Below are 20,108 nucleotides of genomic sequence, written 5' to 3' on the forward strand. Positions count from 1 at the left end.
CTCCTAATTACGCAAAGGTTTGCCTTTGACAAGCATATGCTGCATTCTCGCCTGGGATTTTGGTTCACTGACAAGGCTCAGAAAAGCTTCCCTTTCCAAATTGAGCAGATATTCCTCCGTTACTTCTGCGCCGTATGCGACCCTGCCGCCGGCAATGACAAACGCCAGCTTTTTCGCGATTTTCAGATCATGTTCAGAAATGGCGCCGGACAATTTCAACGCTTCGGCCCCGAGAAGGAGCGCCGCATAGCCGGTTTCGCCGACAACCGGAACCTTTTCTTTCACCGGCGGGCGGTAGCCGTTTTCATGAAGCGTCAACACGAGCGATTTGGCATCATACAACAGATGGTCCTGATTCATGCTGACTTGATCGTGAGCGGTTAATATATTCAATTCCTTCGCTTCATGGGCCGATGTCGATGTTTTTGCAAGGGCAATCGTCTCAAATGTCTTGTTTGCCGCCTGCTGCAGATCACGCTCGACACCTTCCGGCAGCCCTTTTAAATGATTCAAATAAAGTTCTTTATTACCGCCGCCTCCCGGAATCAGACCGACGCCTGTTTCAACAAGGCCCATATAAGCTTCGCTCGAGGCTTGCACACGGGCGGCAGGGAGGCACAGCTCTGTTCCCCCTCCGAGTGTCATGCCGAACGGCGCAGCGACGACAGGCTTGGAACTGTATTTCACCTTCATCATCGTCTGCTGGAACTGACGGATGATCATGTCAATTTCCATATAGTTGTCATCCTGGGCTTCCATGAGCATCATCGCCAGATTGGCGCCGACGCAGAAATTTTTGGCCTGATTGCCGATCACAAGTCCTTTAAAGTTCAGATCGACTTCTTCAAGCGCATCATTCAGCATTTTGATGATGTCAAAGCCGATCGCATTGCTTTTCGAGTGAAATTCCAGCAGGGCAACATCATCGCCCAAATCAATTAAACTCGCACCGCTGTTTTTCTTGATGACACCTTTTGTTTCTTTGATTGTTGATAGATGAATATTTTTCTTGTTTTCTTGAAGCGCCCGGTATTCACCGCTTTTGAAACAATAGAAAAACGTTTTTCCGTTTTCTTTAAAGTAAAACGTCTCATGCCCTTTTCCGAGCATGTCTTTGATCCAGTCAGGAACCTTCCAGCCGCCGGCTTCAAGCTTTTCAACCGAAGCCTTTACACCGATGCTGTCCCATATTTCAAACGGTCCTTCCGACCAGCCGAAACCCCATTTCATCGCCTGATCGACGGCGGTGATGCTGTCGGCGATTTCCCCTGCCAGTTCCGCGGAATAAACGAGGACAGGCGCAGTCGTATTCCAAAGCAGCTTTCCCGCCCGGTCATCCGAATAAACAAGCGCTTTCATTCTTGCTCCATAGCCTTTGATCTGCTTGGCTGCTTCAAGCCCCGGGGTTTTTAATTTTTTTCGCTCGCTGTATGTCATCGTCATCGGATCAAGTTCAAAAATGTCTTTTCCTTCTTTTTTATAAAAGCCTTGTTTTGCTTTACTTCCAATCCAGCCTTTTTCAAGCATCTTCCCGATAAATTCAGGCAGACGGAAAACGGCTTTTTCATCTCCGTCCACTTGGTCATAGACATTTTTGGCAACATGTGAAAAAGTGTCAAGGCCGACGACATCAAGCGTTCTAAAGGTCGCGCTTTTCGGGCGTCCGATCAAGGGGCCTGTAATCGAATCGACTTCACCTATCGAATATCCGCCTTTCAGCATTTCCTGAACGGTCACGAGCAGACCGTAAGTTCCGATGCGGTTGGCAATAAAGTTTGGCGTGTCTTTCGCTTCAACCACCCCTTTGCCGAGCACATCCTCGCCGAATTTTTTCATAAAGGCCAGCACTTCAGGGTCCGTTTCTTCGATCGGAATGACTTCAAGCAGCTTTAAATAACGGGCCGGATTGAAAAAATGGGTGCCCAAAAAGTTTTTTTTGAAATCAGCTGATCTCCCTTCTGCCATTTGTCTGACAGAGATGCCCGACGTGTTGCTGCTGACGATGCTTCCTTTGTTTCTGTACTGATCGACCTTCGCAAACACTTGCTTTTTGATGTCCAAATTTTCGACTACAACTTCAATGATCCAATCGGCATCCTTTATTTTTTCAAAATCGTCCTCCATGTTCCCTGTGCTGATATAGCTGATGTTTTTTTTCGATGTCAGCGGAGCCGGCTTTTGTTTCAACAGCTTTTGTACGGCTGACTGTGCAAGCCGGTTGCGGACATCGGGATCCTCGAGTGTGCGGCCTTTTTTCTTTTCTTCTTCCGTCAGCTCGCGCGGAACCATATCGAGCATCAAAACGGGAATGCCGATATTGGCTAGATGAGCCGCAATGCCAGATCCCATGACTCCCGATCCTAAAACAGCGGCTTTACGAATATGCTTGACCATGAATGATCCTCCCCTACTTTGAATGAATACTCATTCATTTTTACTCCAAAAAAATAAACTCCTGTCTTCTTTCATCTTAAAAGATTTTGGAAATGAGTTCAATAGCCTTGACGCAAATTTCAGAAATTTTTTTATGAGCCTGAAGCGCTTCTCCCTCATCTCGCTCTACATGTTTCGCGGCTTTTGGGACAAATTGATATAGAGGAGGTGAAGGCATGGTACGCGAACGAAAAAATCCGTCCTCGGCGGCAGTCAGCGCTGCAAGTATGAAAGGAAATGCGGGCCCGGACTATAAAAAGGAAGACGCCGGCGGAAAACGGACAAGCCAAAACCAGCAGTACAAAAAGCACAACATGGGTGGACCTGAACATTATTAAACAAGAGAAACTTTCCGTGATATCAACGAGAAAAGGAGGCGTTTATCATCCAGAATCAACAGGGAATGACAACCCCGCCGCCCGTCATTTCGACAAAGGATCATTTATATTTACAGGATATGCTGCACTGGAATTTGCTTGCGATGAAAAAAGCACGCTTTTTGGCCGACCAGTGCCAAGATATGTCGCTTAAAACAGAGCTTGACCGCGTCGGACAAATGCATCATCACCACTACGGAGTGATTTTAGAGCAGCTCAGGAACAATCAAGCGCAAAATCCGTCGGCATACATGCAATAGGAGGAAATGAAATGAATCAGCAGCAAAACCAGCAGAAAATCGGCAATCAGGAAACACCAGTGCCTAATACGAGCGCGATGAATGACAGGGATTTCGTCAATGAGCTGTTAACAACTGAAAAGTATATGACGGCCTCATATTCCACAGCGCTGAACGAATTGAGCCATGAGTCGCTGTACCAGGCGATTCAGCCGCTGTTCAACGAAGCGCAAAACAGCCAAAGAAGGCTGTATCAGCTCATGTTTCAAAACGGCTGGTACAAAGTGGAGCCCGAAGAGCAACAGAAAATCGCGCAGTCGTATCAGCAGTTTCAATCCACACTTCAAAACCAGTCGCCTTACCAGCAAAACCGATAAAGCGAAAACCAAGCAGAGATTGCTCCAAATCTCTGCTTATTTTTCGGCGCGGTGGGCTTCATTCATTTTTTTGATGCTTTGGATGACTTCTTTGATGTCGCGCTTTGCGTCTGGATATGCTGCATTCCAATGCTTGGCGAGCGGCGGCATGCTTTTGGCGATATGGGTATAGATGATCCACATCTTCACCTGTTCTTTCAGCTCTTCATTCGTTTCCCCCAAAAGCAGCTCCGTATACTTTTCAACGAGTCCGTCCAGCTGCTGCTCGAGTTTTTCCACTCATGACACCCTTTCTTTCCGCTTATTTGTCGGGCATGTGCTGCATTTGCGGCCGCTTTTGTCCGTCGTGTAATATAAGCAGCAGGTAGCCCGTGTCCGATCTTTCACATCGCGGCCGGGGTAAAACCTGTTCAGCGGGTTTTCTGCAGCGCCCTCTTCAAAAAGGTCGGGATGTGCTTCATATAAAAGAAAATGAAAATCCGAGGCGGCCCGTTCCTTCACGTTTGAATCCGCGGTCTCAGTCTGAAGCGTTTCATACATCCAATACAGGTAAATCGCAATGTTTTCCCAGAGGATATGCTTTGAAATCGAGCATGCTTTGCGGCAGGAAGCGATCAATCGGCCGATATGATTCCTGAAGATGTCTTCCATTAGTGTTTGAAGCGCATTTCTGCGGTTTTCCCCCGCAGGCTCTGCTCCCTCGGCAAAATAAAACGAAGGCAACCATCCTTCATCATCGGGATCAATTTCCCATGATACGGAGGAAGCCTCGGTTGGCAAGCGCTTTCCGTAAACGGTAAACAGGTAGAAATGGAGGGCCGCCAGCATACCGCAGCGCTTGATGATCATGGAAGCGGCGACTTTTGGATTCGGGGCGTTGAGCCGGTCTTTTATATCTTGCACATAGCTCCCTAAAAAATCCTCATCTAATAGCTGGCTGCCTTTGACAGACAATGAGGAGCCGGTCTGCTTCGTTCCCAAGCGAAAACGAAGCAATGACTCAAGCTCCTCTTTGTTCAGATTAAGCATGGGACTCAGCCACCTGCTGTACGATACATCTTCCTCTGCCGTATGGAATGCAGTGCGGCGTTCCGAAAAGCGGATCTTTCGTCACTTCGCAATCCATCTCAAAAACGTCCTGAACAAGCCGGCAGTTGATAATCGATTCCGGCCGGCCTTCCGCGTAAATCTGCTTATCTTTAATGGCCACCAGGTGATGGGCATAGCGGCAAGCGAGATTTAAATCATGAAGCACCATGACAATCGTGCGTTTTTCGTGTTCATTCAATTCAAACAGGAGATCCAGAATTTCGATTTGATGGGTCATATCCAAGTATGTTGTCGGTTCATCCAATAAAATGATATCCGTTTCCTGTGCAAGCGTCATCGCAATCCAGGCGCGCTGGCGCTGGCCGCCGGACAATGAATCGACCGTGCGCTCGGCAAGCTCTTCCATCCTTGTCGCCTTCAAAGCCTTGTTTACGGCTTCTTCATCTTCAGCCGACCATTGCTTGAGCCAGTTTTGATATGGATACCGCCCCTGCTTGACGAGCTGGAGAACCGTCAAGCCTTCGGGTGCAGTCGGACCTTGGGGCAGAATGGCAAGCTCCTTCGCAACTTCTTTCGTCGGCAGCTTGGCGATGGAGCTGCCTTCAAGAAGCACTGAACCGCCCTTTGGCTTCATCAAACGTGCGAGAGACCGAAGGAGAGTCGATTTACCGCAGCCATTGCTGCCGATAAACACGGTGATTTCACCTTTTGGGATCGTTAAGTTTAACTCATCAATAATGATTGTTTCTCCATAACCTAAGCTTAACGTTTCTGTTGAAATGGCACTCATAAATGAAATCTCTCCTTTTATTGGTTTCTGCTTTTATACAGCAAGTAGATAAAGTACGGGGCGCCGATGGCAGCGGTGAAAACGCCCGCAGGCACTTCAACTGGTGCAAAAAGCGTTCTCCCGATGATATCGGCGATCAGCACGAGCAATCCTCCAATCAGCGCAGCCACCGGCAACAGCGCGCCGAACGACGAACCGACAAGCCTCCTTGCGATATGCGGAGCCATCAGCCCGACAAACCCGACCGTTCCTGAAAACGCGACGGCGATTCCGGCAAAAGCCGTGCTCAAAAGCAGGAGCAAAAAGCGATTCCGCTGAACAGAGCTTCCCACGCCTGTCGCAAGCTCCTCCCCAAGCGTCTGAATATTGATGTTTCTGGCGGTGATGACACAAATCAGCAGGAGGATGAGCGCAACCGGGATTAAAATATTCACATCCTGCCAGTTGGAACCATATACTGATCCGGTAATCCAAACGTTTGCCTGAGATGTTCTGTATATCGGCCCTTTGATCATAAACAATGTCGTCAAGGACTTGGCAAGCATTGAAAAACTAATCCCGATCAGCACGAGCCGAAAGGTTGAGGCGCCGTTTTTATAGGACAGAAAATAGACGATCATTCCGGCAAGCGCCGCGCCGACAAATGCGGCGACAGGGAGCCAGCTGATGCTGACGATCAGCGCATTGCTTTTATCTGAAAACAGCATTAAAAACAAGACAACAGCGACAGATGCCCCGCCCGTCACACCGATGATGTCGGGGGAAGCAAGCGGGTTGCGGATGAGCCCTTGCAGGATCGAGCCGGCTGCCGCCAGACAGATTCCCGCAAACAAAGCCACCAAAATCCGCGGCATTCTGAAGGACATGATGATCAGCTCATCCGCCGGATCTCCCATTCCGAAAAATGTTTTCGCGACTGTCCCCGGAGAAATAAAACGCTCGCCGATACCGGCGCTAAAGACGATTGCACAAGCTGTCAGCAGCGCCAAGATGATGAATGAAAAAAGCGCCTTTCGTCCGATTAAAAATGAAATGCTTCCTTTTCCAATCCTCAGTTTGCGATAATTTTTCAATTTTGGAACCCCCTTCTCGCAACATACACAAAGAGGGGTGTTCCGATGATGGCCGTCATGACGCCGACCGGCACCTCTTCAGGCATAATCAGGTATCTGGCGCCGATATCAGCGACGACAAGCAATATTGCGCCCAGCACGGCACAATACGGAAGGATCCAGCGGTGATCGTTGCCGACGATATATTTCGCAAAATGCGGTATGACAAGCCCGACGAAGACGATCGGCCCGGCAACAGCGACGGAACCGCCGGCCAGCAGGATAATCGCCAACGCCATCAGCGCTTTGATCAGCCATGTTTTCTGGCCGAGGCTTTTGGCCACATCTTCCCCCATCGTTAAGACATTGATTTTTGATCCAAGCAGAAAGCTGATGATGAATGCCGGAACGATATACGGGAGGACGGTCGTCAAAAGGCTCAGGTCGCGTCCCTGGACAGAGCCGGCGAGCCAAAACAGCGCCTGTTCGAGCGCCGCCTCATTAACTGAAAGCAGCCCTTGAGTCAGCGATGAAAACATTGCTGACATCGCCGCCCCCGCAAGCGTCAGCTTCACCGGAGTCAAGCCTTCCCTGCCAAGGGAACCGACAAAATAGACGATTAAAGCGGTAACGGCAGCGCCCAAAAATGAGATCCAGGCGATCACCTGAAGCGAGCCGACATGAAAGAAAAACAGAGAGCAGACAACAAAAAAGCCGGCTCCTGCGTTGACACCGAATATACCGGGCTCAGCCAGGGGATTTTTAGTCATCGCTTGCATCAATGCCCCGGCAACCCCGAGGGAAGCCCCCACAGTTGCGGCAATCAGCGCGCGCGGTAAACGCACGTTTCTAAGCACAAGATGTTCATTGGATCCGCTGAAATCGGTGAACGCCTTATAGGCCATCGACCACGACGTATTCGTATAGCCGTATACGACACTTGCGCAAAGTGCGGCAATCAGAAGCAAAATAAAGGACAGTAGTACGATTGTTCTATATTTATTCGTTCTTAAGAGCATAGATTAAAATTCTCCTAGTCTGACTGGAAACATCTACGGTTATTGTATCAGATATCAATGATCTTGAAAATCATTTTCAATTAACAATTGACAAAATTCCTGCTGAAAATTATGATCATGATGAACAACAACATTCTTTGGGAGGACAAACATGAAAAAATGGACAATGCTTGGTTTCATCGCTATGTTAGCGATTTCACTTCTTGCGGCCTGCAGCGCCGGTAATGAAGACTCTTCAAACGGTGCAGACAATAAAAAGACGATAACCGTTAAACACGCTATGGGTACAGAGGATCAGGTCCCGGCCAATCCAAAAAGGGTTGTCGTACTGACAAATGAAGGAACAGAAGCGCTGCTGAAATTGGGAATTAAGCCTGTGGGCGCAGTCAAATCCTGGACAGGCGACCCTTGGTATCATCATATTAAAGACGACATGAAAGGCGTCAAAGTGGTCGGCCTTGAAGGCGAGCCGAATATTGAGGCGATTGCCGAATTGAAGCCTGATTTAATCATCGGCAATAAAATGAGGCAAGAAAAAATCTACGACAAGCTGGAGAAAATCGCTCCGACCGTTTTCTCTGAAACGCTCCGCGGCGAATGGAAGGACAACTTTTCCCTCTATGCAAAAGCGGTAAACAGAGAAGAAAAGGGCAAAGAAATTTTAGAAGATTTCGATAAAAAGGTCAGCGAATTAAGCGATAAACTCGGTGATCAAAAGAAGAAACGAGTCTCAGTTGTCAGATTTATGGCCGGCCAATCAAGAATTTATTATAAAGATTCATTCCCGGGGATCATTTTGCAGCAAATCGGCTTCAAGTTCCCTGAAAAACAGGAAAAGCTGTTTGCAAAACAAGACGACAAGTTTGCTTTTATGACGGAAAACAAGGAATCGATTCCTGAGATGGACGGAGATGTTCTGTTCTATTTCACATATAAACCTGCGGAAAGCAAAAAAGATGCAGAAACATGGCAAAACGATTGGACAAGCGATCCGCTTTGGAAAAAGCTAAAAGCAGTGAAATCCGGAAACGCGCATGAAGTCGATGATGCCATCTGGACGACGGCAGGCGGTGTAAAAGCGGCTTACCTGTTTCTTGATGATATCGAAAAATACTTTTTGAAATCTTAAATCACAGTAAAAAAGGAGCATTTCCGCCTTGGAAATGCTCCTTTATGATTTTCCGGTATACCGTTTTGCCGTTCCGTCAGGCCATTTAACCTGCAGCTGAAACCGGTCATATCCTTCATCCAGATTAAAGGCTTCCAGCACATGGCGGATGACGTCTGACTGCGAATCGGATTTGGCGATTGATAGCTCGCTCAACACCATCTTCATTTCGTTCAGCGCTTCTTCTCCCTCGCGATCCAGATCGTTCAGCCTGTCGATGATTTCAGCTTCTTCCCGCTCTTGTTTTGCGTAGCTTGCTTCAAATGTATTATGTTTGCCGTCACCGTAGCTCACCTTTAACACAAACCGGTCAAAGGGAATGCTGTTTACATCCGCAACAGGGGCGTCCTTTCCGATTGTTTCCTCGCCTTCCGCCTGCTGTTCGGCAACGGACTGACACCCGTTTAACAAGACGACGGACACAAGAAAACAGGCGATCCGAAAAACGTTCATACAGTTCACTCCTATATGGACATTACTATTAGCTATGTCCAGTTTGCCGTAAACTCATGCAAACAGGAGGAATCTCACTTTTTAAGTCAGCGCTAAAAATGCTTCCGCATCCCGGACAGCCAGCTGAATGGCGTCTTCCCAAAAGCCCCGCTGTGTCAAATCAGCGCCGAGATGCTTCATCGCCAGATCTTCAACCGTCATGGAGGCTGTATCTTTTAAAAGCGCGATATATTTTTCCTCAAACGCGCGCCCTTCTTTCAAAGCCTGTGCATAAATACCGAGCGAAAACAAGTAGCCGAACGTGTAAGGAAAATTGTAAAACGGCACAGATGTAATGTAAAAATGGAGCTTGGAAGCCCAGAAATAAGGATGGTATTCCCCAAGCGCCCCGCAAAACGCTTCTTTTTGCGCTTCTTCCATCAGCTCATTCAGCTTGTCGACAGAGACGACCCCCTTTTTGCGTTCCTCATAAAAGCGGGTTTCAAATAAAAATCTCGCATGGATGTTCATAAAGAAAGCGACGCTCCGCTGTACTTTGTCTTCCAGAAGAACGAGCTTTTCCTCATCTGAATCAGCTTCTTTCAAAGCGGCATCGGCCACGATCATTTCCGCGAATGTTGAAGCCGTTTCCGCCACATTCATCGCATACGCCCTGTTCAGCGGCCTTTCGCCAAGGATGGTTTCCTGGTGAAAAGCATGGCCGAGCTCGTGCGCAAGTGTCGATACATTCGACGGACTGCCGGCGAATGTCATAAATATCCTCGATTGACCGCTGTCAGGGAAGTTGGCGCAAAAGCCGCCTGGACGTTTGCCTCCCCTGTCTTCCGCTTCAATCCATCTGTCCTTGAACGCCTTTTCCGTAAATGCGGACAGCTTTTTGCCAAACTTGTCAAACTGGCTGGTGATAAAACCGGCCGCTTCATGATACGAATATTCCTTTGCGGCAGAGCCGATTGGAGCATCGACATCATACCAGCTCAACCGATCCAAACCAAAAAGAGACGCTTTCCGCAAAAGGTAGTCGGCAAACGGCTGTTTATGATCGATAATGACCTCCCACATCACATCAAGGGTTTCCTGCTTCATCCGGTTGACGTCAAGCGGCTCCTTCAGGACACTGTCCCAGTCCCTTGCCTTATATACGTTCAGTCTGAAGCCCGCAAGGTGATTCAGGGTGCTGCTTAATAAATCGGCGTGCTGCTTCCAGCCATGATCAAGGTTTTCAAATACGGAGCTGCGGATCTTCCGGTCAGGTTTGGACGTCAGATTTTGCGCTTGTCCGACAGACAGAATTTTGGTTTCCCCATCTTCTTCATACGGAATTTGAATTTGATTGATGATGCTGTTGTACAGATCCCCCCAGGCATGGTATCCGTCGACAGACAGCCCTTGAATCAATGACTCCTGTTCGGTGCCGAGCTTTTCGGTTACCCGTGTTCGCCTTTCATTCAAAATATAGGCGATAGCCGAAAGCTCTTCATCCTTCAGAATCGTTTTCCAGTCTTCGTTTGAAACGTCAGCAAGCTTGCTGTCTAAAACGGTCAACACCTTTTGAAACTCTGCAGCCATCTGTGTGATTTCAAAATTGAGGGCGTTCGCCTTTAAATCGGTCGTGTCCTGTGCTTGCAGACAGCCGATATACGCCTGCGCCTCCCTGATTTTCACATCGGTTTCTTCAAAGAGCGCCAGCGCCTCTTTGAGGGCGCCGAGCTCCGTTTTTGATACATACAGGGCTTCCGCCTTTTCTTTAAAAGTGGAGAGCAGTGAGCTGATTTCTTTTAAATATGCCTGAAAGGCTTTAGAATCGCTCCCGCCTTTAAAGAAAACATCGAGATCCCATGTGTCCTTGAGATGATGATATGCCACTTGAAAAACCCCCCTTGTTCGTCATGTTTCCATTATAAGATAATTTTACCTTCCTGAGGTAAAAAAAGCGGCCGGGCCATGAGCAACCGGCACGCTTTTATGATGTTTTTACAGCTGGCGCAGCCGTTTGACGGCATAGCTTGCGGCCGCCAGGCTGACCAGACCGAAGGCGAATAAAAATAGCCCGCTTTTATTCTGCGGTCCGCCTTGAGCGGCCGCAGCCTGATCCGCGCCGTTTTCCACGGACGGATCGGCGATCTTAACGGATTTCAACAGTCTCCCGTCCTCCCCTTTGATTTTCAGCACTCCGTCGCTTCCCAGGCTTTCACTGAGCACTTCGCCTTTCTTTTTTGTGACAAATACAGGGTGTTCCAGTTCAAGGCTTGTCCCGTCCTTGGCCGCAAACCGGCTTCCCTTTTTATATGCGGCTGTTTCAAACCCGTTAAACCCTTCATCCAAAAGCGCTTTTGTATCCTTGTACATCATGTTTTGATGGTCTGCTTTCATCACAACGGCGATCAAATCCAGGCTTCCCCGCGACGCCGTTGTGACAAGGGTGTGCTTCGATTCATCCACATATCCGTTTTTGCCGCCGGTTATCCCTTGATAAGGAATTTCTCCGATCAGCATGCGATGATGGTTTTTCAATGTCGTGTCCCAGGTCTCGCCGTGCCAGGCCATTTGCTTCTGTGAAAAAATGTCACGGAAGGTCTTGTTTCTCATCGCATATTCCGTTATTTTCGCCATGTCTGAGGCCGTCGTGTAATGATCCTTGTCAAACAGTCCGTGGGGATTTGTGAAATGCGTATCTTTGGCTCCCGCACGCTCTGCGACAAACGCGTTCAAGTCGTCGGCAAACCGTTCAACACTGCCGCTTACATGTTCAGCAATCGCCGTTCCGGCATCATTGCCGGAATTCATCAGCAGCCCTTGAAGCAGCCGTTTTAAGGGCACCGTTTCCCCTTCTTCCAGGTAAACGCTTGTCCCTTCCGTATCAGCCGCTCTTTTGCTGACTTTCACACGATCTTTCAGATTTCCTTTTTCGATCGCATAAATCGCTGTCGCAATTTTTGTAATGCTGGCGGGATACATTTTTTTGCCGCCGTTTTTTTCATATATCACCTGTCCCGATTTCGCGTCAATCAATATAGCGGAAACGCTTTGAATACGCGGCTTCTTTTTTTCCCCTGCTTTAGCCGAACCATGAAAAAACATGGTCGAACATAGTACAATGCAGAAGAGGAGATGTATTTTCGTTTTCATCGTGTCACCCTGCCTTTAATATCAAACTGCTGCGTGAATCAGCAGACTTTTTCTGAAAAATAGGTCTTTTAGCACTTTCTAAATTCTATCAATGTTATCAATCCTCTGGCAAGAACAATTTGTCAACATGTCAAAATAGGAACGGAGGAAACGCTTTGAAAGACAAAACCGCAATCGTAACGGGAGCCAGCAGCGGCTTTGGTTTATTGACCGCATTAAAGCTTGCCGAAACCCATTTTGTGATCGCAACGGCGAGGCAGCCGGAAAAAGCGGCAGCATTGCAAAAACGCATCGCCGAGCTTGGCGCTGAAGCTTCGATTACCGTCATAGCGCTTGACGTCACAAAAGAGCATTCCATTTCATCATTCTCTGAAAAACTTAAAGGTTACGGAGCCGTTGACCTTCTCGTCAATAATGCGGGGACAGCTTACGGGGGCTTTGCCGAAGAGCTGCCTCTAGAGCAGTACAGAAAACAGTATGAAACGAATGTGTTCGGATTAATCGCCGTCACTCAAGCCGTTCTTCCTTATATGAAGAAAAACGGCGGCGCCAAGATCATCAATATCAGCAGCATCAGCGGACGAATCGCTTTTCCCGCTTTTTCGCCTTACGCCTCTTCAAAACATGCCGTCGAAGGATTCTCAGAAAGCCTTCGCCTCGAGCTGCGCCCATTCGGAATCGATGTGGCCGTCATCGAGCCGGGCTCCTATAAGACGGCGATCTGGGACACTTCTTTAGCCGGACAGGTAACTGTCCCTGATGCGGGTTCTCCATACGCCGGATACTTTGCCCAAATCTCGGACTTCATTGCAAAAAACCGCAAGCAATACGGAAATCCCGAAGAAGTGGCCCGATTGATCAGCCGTCTCGCGCAAAAAAAGCGGCTTAAAAAGCTGCGCTATCCGATCGGCAAAGGCGTAGGCCTGCTGATTTTCTGCCACGCATTGCTGCCATGGCGGATATGGGAGTGGGCGGTCGGCAAAAATCTGTTTAAATCAGGTTATTTAAAATAATTATAATTTAGTATTGATTTTAATTTTATATTTGTTATAATATAATTAACAAATGAAAAACACGAGGAGGAAATTTTACATGATCACACAACAACTAAAACAACAAAATCCTGTACTTGAAAACTCAATGAATACAAATTTGTCAAACTGGTTCATCCTCTACACGAAGCTTCACCGCTTCCATTGGTATGTAAAAGGACCGCACTTCTTTACCTTGCATGAAAAATTTGAAGAGCTTTACAATCACGCCGCTGAAACAGCCGATGTCATCGCGGAAAGGCTGCTTGCCATCGGCGGGCGTCCGCTTTCAACCATGAAAGAATATCTTGATCACGGCACCATCTCTGATTCCGGTTCAGAAGAAACAGCATCTGAAATGGTATCATCACTGATCAGCGACTACCGGCAAATCCGGACGGAAATTCAGCATACCATTGAACTTGCCGAAGATAAATCAGACCATTCTACCGCTGACCTTTATATCGCCTTAACAGAGGAAATTGATAAGCAAATTTGGATGCTTTCTTCATTTTTGGGCGAGTAATATACAGAAGCCGTGGCAGATTGCCATGGCTTTCAAATGTTTTAAAAAACGCTCTGATGCCGATATCAAATTCGGCACGCAAAAAAGCCATGGCACGCGCCATGGCTTTTTTATTTATGATTTACTTTTCGTAAGCTTCGCTTTCAGCGTTTTTTCCTTGCCTTTTCTCAGCACTTCAAATGTGGCGGTCTCTCCCGCTTTTGTTTCCGTATAAAGAATTTTTCTGAGATCGGAAGTCGTTTCAACTTTTGTTCCGTTCATTTTGATGACGACATCGCCCGCCTTCATTCCGGCTTTGTCTGCAGGCGAATTCGGCGACACTTTATCAATATACACACCGGTATTGAGCTGATCTCCAAAGAGACCCAGCGTATTCGTCTGATATTGTTCAGGAACCTGCTGCATATCGATCATTTGAACGCCCAGGAACGGCCGTTCCACTTTTCCTTTTTGCAACAGCTCATCGACAATCGGCTGTACATCATTGCTCGGGATGGCAAAGCCAAGCGATTCGACGCCGGTCTGACTGATCTTCAGGCTGTTGATGCCGATGACCTGGCCGCTGGAGTTGATCAGCGGCCCGCCGCTGTTGCCCGGGTTGATCGCCGCATCCGTCTGAAGGACGTTCATATCCCAATTGCCCTCAGATGTGGAGACTTCGATCGTCCGGTTGACACCGCTGATGATCCCCTCTGTGACCGTTCGTGAAAATTGAAGGCCGAGAGGGTTTCCGATCGCGATCACTTTCTCGCCTGCCCGCAGTTTTGAAGAATCTCCGAAACTTGCAACCTTTTCAACGTTTTTGCTGCTGATCTGCAAAACTGCCAAATCGGTCAGCGCATCACTGCCGATGATCTTGGCATCGGTCGTTTTCCCGTTGTATAAAGAAATCGTAACCTTTGTTGCTCCTTCAACAACATGGTTGTTTGTAATGATATAGGCTTTATCGCCGTCTTTTTTAAAGATGACGCCGGACCCTGTCCCGCTTTCTTCAACATCATCCTCGGAAAAGCCGAAGCTGGCTTGAATATTGGAGACTCCGACAATCGTCGGCTCCAAGTCTTCCACCATATCGGCAACATTGTTGGCGTCTGTCACAGGCTTTGTCGTAAAGTTCTGCGATTGTTTCGGCACCGTCTGTTTGCCGCCTGCTGCATCATCTTGATGATCGGCCGGCAGATACGGTGAAATCCCCAATACCAGTCCGCCGCCGATGATGCCTCCCAAAATCGGACTGAGCCATGATGCCTTGCGCCGCTTTTCTTTTGCTGTTCTCGCTTCCCTGCCCTGTTCAAGGGCTGCGGCTGTTTCCTCATGAGCAGGATCCGGCTCTTCATCCGCATCCTTTTGTAAAATCAATTCGGGTTCGTTTGCCGGCAGGCTTCTGCCTTGTTCCTCAGAACCCGCTGTTTGCGGTATCTTTGCCTCTTCTTGCTGAGGCTGTTCATGTTCATTTTTTTGCTCGTCATCGCGTCTAAAGTCCATAAGCGTACACTTCCTTTATTTTTCTTGTCTTCAACGTTCGCAAATGGCAGAAAGCTTTAACACTCACAAAAAAAAGAGATACCGGCCGTATATGTTTCATTTCATGCAAATTCCTTTCTTCCCTGTTAAGCATCTTATCGAAACATTATGGGATAAAAATGAAAAGAATATGTGAAATTATGAAAATTGACCAGACGTGTGTTAAAACTAGTATAATGACGTAGAAAGGATGTGAACCGACCTTGTCATACACCATTTATCTAGTTGAAGATGAAGAGAATTTAAATGAATTGCTGACAAAATATTTAGAAAGCGAAGGCTGGCACGTCACTTCTTTTCTGAATGGTGAAAGCGCCAGGCAAAAAATCGGCCAGTCACCTCATTTATGGATTCTCGATATTATGTTACCAGATATCGACGGCTATACGCTAATAAAAGAAATAAAAAATGAAGATCCCGATGTTCCCGTCATCTTTATTTCCGCACGGGATGCGGATATCGACAGGGTGCTCGGTCTGGAACTCGGCAGCAGCGATTATATTTCCAAGCCGTTTCTTCCGCGCGAATTGATCATCCGCGTTCAGAAGCTTCTCAAGCTTATATATAAAGAAGACCCGTCCGCAAAGAAAAAAGGAACGGCTGTTTCCGTCTATGAAGTCTTCGAGGATCTGAGGGAAGTCTATGAAAAGGACATGATGATTAATCTGACATCAAAGGAATTCGACCTTCTGCTCCTCTTTATGAACAACCAGGGCCGCGCCTTTTCAAGAGAGGATATTCTCACCAGCGTCTGGGGAGATGATTACTTTGGGACAGACCGGGTTGTGGACGACCTTGTCAGAAGACTGCGCAAAAAAATGCCTGAACTCAAAGTGGAGACGATCTACGGGTTTGGATACAGGATGTTGAAATCATGAAAAATAAATCGCTCGCATTTCAAATCTGGGCGGTCATTTGCGGAATTTTATTAACCGTCTCGATTTTCCTTATATTCTTATTTTCATCGACGTTACGAAACTTTTTCACAGATGAGATTTATACAAACATTGAAAATGAGCAGCACGTCCTGACGGAATACGGATTTTCCGATTCACCCGAAAGGGAATTTGGCGGAGGCAATGGCTCGCGAAGCACGAACCGCTATGTACAGCATGTTCTGCTGCCCGAAAACGGGACGGTCTACCAAAGTCCGCAGATTTTGCCGGATTCGTTTATCAAGAAAGTGCAAAAACTGGGTAAAAAACAGACGGCATCTTCAAAGAGATATTCAGAAAATGTCAATGGCAAGCATGTTTTCTTTGTGCTCAAAAAATTCAGGACCCAGGATGAGACGTTTCTATTATTGTCATATGCGCTTGATTCCTACAGGGATGACTTATCATATACCCTGTTCAAACAGCTTCTGTTTATTTTGATCGTCGTCATTTTGCTAAGCTGGATACCATCGATTTGGCTGGCAAAGTATTTATCAAGGCCGCTTGTGACGCTGGAAAAGCATGTCAAACGGATTTCAAAACAGGATTGGGACGATCCGGTCATCGTCGACAGGGAGGATGAAATCGGAAAGCTCGGACATACCATTGAGGATATGCGCCAGAAACTGATTCAAAAGGATGAGACAGAGCGGACGCTCCTGCAAAACATCTCCCACGATCTGAAAACGCCCGTCATGGTGATCCGCGGATATACCCAGTCAATCAAAGACGGCATTTATCCGAAAGGCGATTTGGAAAACACGATTCATGTTATCGAAGGTGAAGCTGAAAAGCTGGAAAAGAAAATCAAAGACCTCTTGTACCTCACAAAGCTCGATTATTTGCTGAGACAGGAAAGACAATACGGAACGTTTGATATACAAAAGGTGATAAAAGAAGTTGTTGAACGCTTGAGATGGTCTAAAAAAGAACTGATCTGGAAGGTTGATTTTGAAGAGGAAACAATGTTGACAGGCGATCAAGAACAATGGAGCAAGCTGATGGAAAACGTTCTTGAAAACCAGATCCGCTATGCGGAAACACGTATCGAAATCAGCGTGAAATCTGCGAAAACATATACGATGATCATCATCAAAAATGACGGTCCCCACATTGAAGAAGAGATGCTTTCCAGCCTGTACGAGCCTTTTAATAAAGGGAAGAAAGGCGAATTTGGCATTGGGCTCAGCATCGTCAAACGAATTTTGACTCTTCATCAAGCTGATATGACCATTCGAAATGATGAAACAGGTGTTTGTTACACGATATCCGTTCCTAAAAAATAGACTGTAGACGCTGCAGTCTTTTTTTATATAAACGAATAGCCGTTGAAATCGCGGTAGTTCGGTTTGATCGCTTTCTTTTGCTTTTTCAGCCATTTCTTTTCCGACAGCATGTGTTTGGGGTATTTGACTTTGTCCACTTTGATTCCCCTGCTGCGCAGGCGGCTGATCATTTCATCGATTTCTTTCATCAATATTCACCCTTTCTCCGCAAATTTTGACCACTCGGTCACCTTACTTTATAATATAAATAATATCAAACAAAAAAACAAGTTACAATCTAGTTAAAATTATGACGGGACAATAGAGGTGACCCCGCAGTCAGCGGGTGCAGCCTAAAAAACTTGAAATGTTAACCTTTCAGGAAGGTGAAGGTCGTGAGAGAAAAAGAGAGAGTCATAATCGAAACAGCGATTAAGCTATTTGCCAAAAAAGGGTATAGTTCTACATCGGTACAGGAAATTGCAAAGGAATGCCAAATCTCAAAAGGCGCTTTCTATATCTATTTCAAATCAAAAGAAGCGCTTCTCCTTTCAGTGCTTCATTATTACTACGATAAAATATTTACCCGAATCCAAAAAATTCAAACGGAAAATGACAATCCACGGGACGTCTACCGGAAACAGCTCGCCGTATTTTTTGAAAATATTCTTGAGCATAAAGAATTCATCACCATGCAGTTCAATGAACGCTCGCTGCCGATCAATGAAGAGATTGAATCTTTCGCCAAAAAAATGCGGACGACAACGCTTAAGCTCCATATGGAAAACATCCGCCAAATTTACGGCAAAGATATTGAACCGTACAGCGCCGAACTCTGCTTTATGATCAACGGAATGAGCGACGTATATCTTGAATTGATGATTTTGCTGCACCATTCTATTGATCTTCACCTTCTCGCAGACCATCTGCTGAACCGTCTTGACGACTTGGCCGAAGGAATCATGAAGCGAAACGAAATGCCGCTCATTTCCATCGAAGAAGCTGACAAGTGGTTCGGGCCTTTCTATACGTTCGATCCGCTCAAAGAAGCCCTGCTTAAAGAAATGCGGATCAAAGCAGACAAGCGCTATCAAGGGGCCCCGCCTTCCGATCTGACTGAAAGCCTCGGTATTTTGGACAAAGAGCTGCGGAAACAAAAGCCTAGAAACGCGATCATTAAAGGCATGCTGTATAATATAAAGGAATACGAAGCGCTGCAAAAAGAAGCGGTCAAACTCGCCGAATTGCTCAGAAAAAAACCGGAAACGAATGATCAGCGGCTCCTTTAACCGCTATAGCTATAAAAAAACGGCCGCAATGTGCAGCCGTTTTTTTGCTATGCTTTCGGTTTTACCATTTCTTCAGGTTTCACGACCTCATCAAACTGTTCTTCTGTTAACAGATTCAGTTTAAGCGCCGCTTCTTTCAGGGTCAATCCCTCTTTATGAGCCAGCTTCGCGATCTTCGCCGCATTTTCATAGCCGATATGCGGATTTAAAGCGGTGACAAGCATCAGAGAGTTCGTCAGGTTCTTATCGATTGTCTTCTGATTCGGTTCAATGCCCACGGCGCATTTGTCGTGGAATGAATTCATGCCGTCGGCGAGGAGCTGAACCGATTGCAGGAAATTATAAATGATCACCGGCTTGAAGACATTCAATTCAAAATTCCCCTGACTTGCCGCAAAGCCGATCGTTGCGTCATTCCCCATGATTTGGGAGGCGACCATTGTCAAGGCTTCGCTTTGTGTAGGGTTTACTTTGCCCGGCATAATGGAGCTTCCCGGTTCATTTTCAGGAATGATCAGCTCGCCGATTCCGCAGCGCGGTCCGCTCGCCAGCCATCTGACATCATTGGCGATTTTCATCAGGTCGGCTGCAAGCGCTTTAAGAGCGCCATGCACGTGTGTCAGCTCATCATGGCTTGTCAGCGCGTGGAATTTGTTCGGCGAGCTTCTGAAAGTCTGCCCGGTCAGGCTGCTGATTTCTTCGGCAACCTTGCTGCCGAATTCCGGATGGGCGTTGATCCCTGTTCCAACCGCCGTGCCTCCGATGGCAAGTTCGCGGATTTTCTCGGTCGCTTCCAGAATCATTTCCTTAGAGCGGTCAAGCATATACACCCAGCCGCTGATCTCCTGTCCCAGTGTAAGAGGTGTCGCATCCTGCAGGTGGGTGCGGCCGATTTTGACGACATCCTGATAGCTTTCCGCCTTTTCATTCAGCGTGTTTCTTAAGCGGTCAATCGCCGGAACAAGCTTTTCGTAAATCGCCAGAACCGCTGCGACGTGCATCGCTGTCGGGAAGGTGTCGTTTGAGCTTTGGCTGCGGTTGACATCATCGTTCGGGTGGATTTTCAGGCTTGACCCTTTTTCCTCAAGATAGGCCGTACCTCTGTTGGCGACGACTTCATTCATATTCATGTTGCTTTGCGTACCGCTTCCGGTCTGCCAGACAACAAGAGGGAAATGGCTGTCATATTTGCCTTTCAAAATGTCGTCGCAAACGGACACGATGGCTTCGGCCTTTTCCGCTTCGAGATTTCCGAGTTTTTCATTGGCGATGGCTGCGCTTCTTTTTAAAATTGCAAACGCATACACAATTTCCTGCGGCATTTTCTCAGAACCGATTTTAAAGTTCTCCTTGCTTCGCTGGGTTTGCGCCCCCCAAAACTTATCAGCGGGAACTTTGACTTCACCCATCGTATCTTTTTCAATTCTGTAATCCACTATGTATCCCTTCCT

At 47.1% G+C, this 20,108-nt stretch carries 21 protein-coding genes; 9 read left to right on the top strand and 12 right to left on the bottom strand.

Annotated elements, in window-relative coordinates:
* Positions 1–3: 3 nt before the first annotated feature.
* Positions 4–2,394 carry a 3-hydroxyacyl-CoA dehydrogenase/enoyl-CoA hydratase family protein gene (locus ACINLD_RS21530; protein ID WP_410207184.1) on the bottom strand — a complete coding sequence of 797 codons (2,391 nt, stop codon included), beginning with the start codon at positions 2,392–2,394 and terminating at the stop codon, positions 4–6.
* A gap of 215 nt (positions 2,395–2,609) precedes the next feature.
* Here ACINLD_RS21530 and ACINLD_RS21535 point away from each other — a divergent pair, with 215 nt between their 5' ends.
* From ACINLD_RS21535 to ACINLD_RS21545, 3 genes are read left to right on the top strand one after another with little or no spacing between them, the layout of a single operon-like run.
* The gene (locus ACINLD_RS21535) at positions 2,610–2,771 is read left to right on the top strand and encodes a YuzL family protein (protein ID WP_081692872.1); all 162 of its coding nucleotides are present in this window, start codon (positions 2,610–2,612) and stop codon (positions 2,769–2,771) included.
* A gap of 47 nt (positions 2,772–2,818) precedes the next feature.
* The gene (locus ACINLD_RS21540; RefSeq protein WP_026588689.1) at positions 2,819–3,070 is read left to right on the top strand and encodes a hypothetical protein; all 252 of its coding nucleotides are present in this window, start codon (positions 2,819–2,821) and stop codon (positions 3,068–3,070) included.
* An 11-nt stretch (positions 3,071–3,081) separates the two neighbouring features.
* Positions 3,082–3,426 (top strand): spore coat protein, encoded by a 345-nt coding sequence (locus tag ACINLD_RS21545; RefSeq protein ID WP_026588690.1) that lies wholly within the window; start codon positions 3,082–3,084, stop codon positions 3,424–3,426.
* Positions 3,427–3,462: 36 nt separating this feature from the next.
* On the opposite strand, the gene ACINLD_RS21550 is transcribed toward ACINLD_RS21545, so the two are convergent.
* The 5 genes from ACINLD_RS21550 to ACINLD_RS21570 are packed head-to-tail and all read right to left on the bottom strand — an operon-like array spanning position 3,463 to position 7,337.
* Positions 3,463–3,705 carry a YusU family protein gene (locus ACINLD_RS21550; RefSeq protein WP_026588691.1) on the bottom strand — a complete coding sequence of 81 codons (243 nt, stop codon included), beginning with the start codon at positions 3,703–3,705 and terminating at the stop codon, positions 3,463–3,465.
* Positions 3,706–4,455 (bottom strand): IucA/IucC family C-terminal-domain containing protein, encoded by a 750-nt coding sequence (locus ACINLD_RS21555; RefSeq protein WP_077735537.1) that lies wholly within the window; start codon positions 4,453–4,455, stop codon positions 3,706–3,708.
* Positions 4,448–5,266: an ABC transporter ATP-binding protein gene (locus ACINLD_RS21560; RefSeq protein WP_077735538.1), complete on the bottom strand. Its 819-nt coding sequence runs from the start codon at positions 5,264–5,266 to the stop codon at positions 4,448–4,450. The genes ACINLD_RS21555 and ACINLD_RS21560 overlap by 8 nt, the downstream gene beginning before the upstream one ends.
* Before the next feature lie 17 nt (positions 5,267–5,283).
* The gene (locus ACINLD_RS21565) at positions 5,284–6,339 is read right to left on the bottom strand and encodes a FecCD family ABC transporter permease (protein WP_410207185.1); all 1,056 of its coding nucleotides are present in this window, start codon (positions 6,337–6,339) and stop codon (positions 5,284–5,286) included.
* Complete coding sequence (locus ACINLD_RS21570; RefSeq protein WP_026588695.1) at positions 6,336–7,337, bottom strand: FecCD family ABC transporter permease; 1,002 nt, start codon at positions 7,335–7,337, stop codon at positions 6,336–6,338. The genes ACINLD_RS21565 and ACINLD_RS21570 overlap by 4 nt, the downstream gene beginning before the upstream one ends.
* Positions 7,338–7,488: 151 nt before the next feature.
* Here ACINLD_RS21570 and ACINLD_RS21575 point away from each other — a divergent pair, with 151 nt between their 5' ends.
* Positions 7,489–8,466: an ABC transporter substrate-binding protein gene (locus tag ACINLD_RS21575; protein WP_026588696.1), complete on the top strand. Its 978-nt coding sequence runs from the start codon at positions 7,489–7,491 to the stop codon at positions 8,464–8,466.
* A 42-nt stretch (positions 8,467–8,508) separates the two neighbouring features.
* On the opposite strand, the gene ACINLD_RS21580 is transcribed toward ACINLD_RS21575, so the two are convergent.
* The 3 genes from ACINLD_RS21580 to ACINLD_RS21590 all read right to left on the bottom strand — a co-directional run bounded on the left by ACINLD_RS21580 (position 8,509) and on the right by ACINLD_RS21590 (position 12,087).
* Positions 8,509–8,958: a YusW family protein gene (locus ACINLD_RS21580; protein WP_026588697.1), complete on the bottom strand. Its 450-nt coding sequence runs from the start codon at positions 8,956–8,958 to the stop codon at positions 8,509–8,511.
* A gap of 81 nt (positions 8,959–9,039) precedes the next feature.
* On the bottom strand, positions 9,040–10,824 hold the full coding sequence (locus tag ACINLD_RS21585; RefSeq protein WP_026588698.1) for a M3 family oligoendopeptidase: 1,785 nt from the start codon (positions 10,822–10,824) through the stop codon (positions 9,040–9,042).
* A 108-nt stretch (positions 10,825–10,932) separates the two neighbouring features.
* A complete protein-coding gene (locus tag ACINLD_RS21590) occupies positions 10,933–12,087 on the bottom strand; it encodes a D-alanyl-D-alanine carboxypeptidase family protein (protein ID WP_409444247.1) in 1,155 nt (384 codons plus the stop codon).
* Positions 12,088–12,242: 155 nt separating this feature from the next.
* Here ACINLD_RS21590 and ACINLD_RS21595 point away from each other — a divergent pair, with 155 nt between their 5' ends.
* Together ACINLD_RS21595 and ACINLD_RS21600 are read left to right on the top strand one after the other, a co-directional pair.
* Positions 12,243–13,100, top strand: a complete 858-nt coding sequence (locus ACINLD_RS21595; RefSeq protein WP_410207186.1) for an oxidoreductase — start codon at positions 12,243–12,245, stop codon at positions 13,098–13,100.
* Between the two features lie 79 nt (positions 13,101–13,179).
* A complete protein-coding gene (locus tag ACINLD_RS21600) occupies positions 13,180–13,644 on the top strand; it encodes a Dps family protein (protein ID WP_410207187.1) in 465 nt (154 codons plus the stop codon).
* 114 nt (positions 13,645–13,758) lie between these two features.
* On the opposite strand, the gene ACINLD_RS21605 is transcribed toward ACINLD_RS21600, so the two are convergent.
* Positions 13,759–15,129 carry a S1C family serine protease gene (locus ACINLD_RS21605; RefSeq protein ID WP_026588703.1) on the bottom strand — a complete coding sequence of 457 codons (1,371 nt, stop codon included), beginning with the start codon at positions 15,127–15,129 and terminating at the stop codon, positions 13,759–13,761.
* Between the two features lie 242 nt (positions 15,130–15,371).
* Between ACINLD_RS21605 and ACINLD_RS21610 the strand changes: the two genes are divergently transcribed.
* Together ACINLD_RS21610 and ACINLD_RS21615 are read left to right on the top strand one after the other, a co-directional pair.
* Positions 15,372–16,046 carry a response regulator transcription factor gene (locus ACINLD_RS21610; protein ID WP_026588704.1) on the top strand — a complete coding sequence of 225 codons (675 nt, stop codon included), beginning with the start codon at positions 15,372–15,374 and terminating at the stop codon, positions 16,044–16,046.
* Positions 16,043–17,389, top strand: a complete 1,347-nt coding sequence (locus ACINLD_RS21615) for a sensor histidine kinase (RefSeq protein ID WP_026588705.1) — start codon at positions 16,043–16,045, stop codon at positions 17,387–17,389. Before ACINLD_RS21610 ends, ACINLD_RS21615 begins: the two co-directional genes overlap by 4 nt.
* A 23-nt stretch (positions 17,390–17,412) precedes the next feature.
* Here the strand turns inward: ACINLD_RS21615 and spxO are convergent, their stop codons facing one another.
* On the bottom strand, positions 17,413–17,577 hold the full coding sequence (spxO, locus tag ACINLD_RS21620) for an anti-adapter protein SpxO (RefSeq protein WP_179115645.1): 165 nt from the start codon (positions 17,575–17,577) through the stop codon (positions 17,413–17,415).
* A 186-nt stretch (positions 17,578–17,763) separates the two neighbouring features.
* Here spxO and ACINLD_RS21625 point away from each other — a divergent pair, with 186 nt between their 5' ends.
* Positions 17,764–18,657 (top strand): TetR/AcrR family transcriptional regulator, encoded by an 894-nt coding sequence (locus ACINLD_RS21625; protein WP_026588706.1) that lies wholly within the window; start codon positions 17,764–17,766, stop codon positions 18,655–18,657.
* A 47-nt stretch (positions 18,658–18,704) separates the two neighbouring features.
* On the opposite strand, the gene fumC is transcribed toward ACINLD_RS21625, so the two are convergent.
* Positions 18,705–20,093 carry a class II fumarate hydratase gene (fumC, locus tag ACINLD_RS21630; protein WP_277691639.1) on the bottom strand — a complete coding sequence of 463 codons (1,389 nt, stop codon included), beginning with the start codon at positions 20,091–20,093 and terminating at the stop codon, positions 18,705–18,707.
* Positions 20,094–20,108: the final 15 nt, after the last annotated feature.

Origin of the sequence: Bacillus sp. z60-11, from assembly GCF_046464135.1 — a bacterium.
In the GTDB taxonomy this organism is placed as follows: Bacteria; Bacillota; Bacilli; order Bacillales; family Bacillaceae; genus Bacillus; species Bacillus sonorensis_A.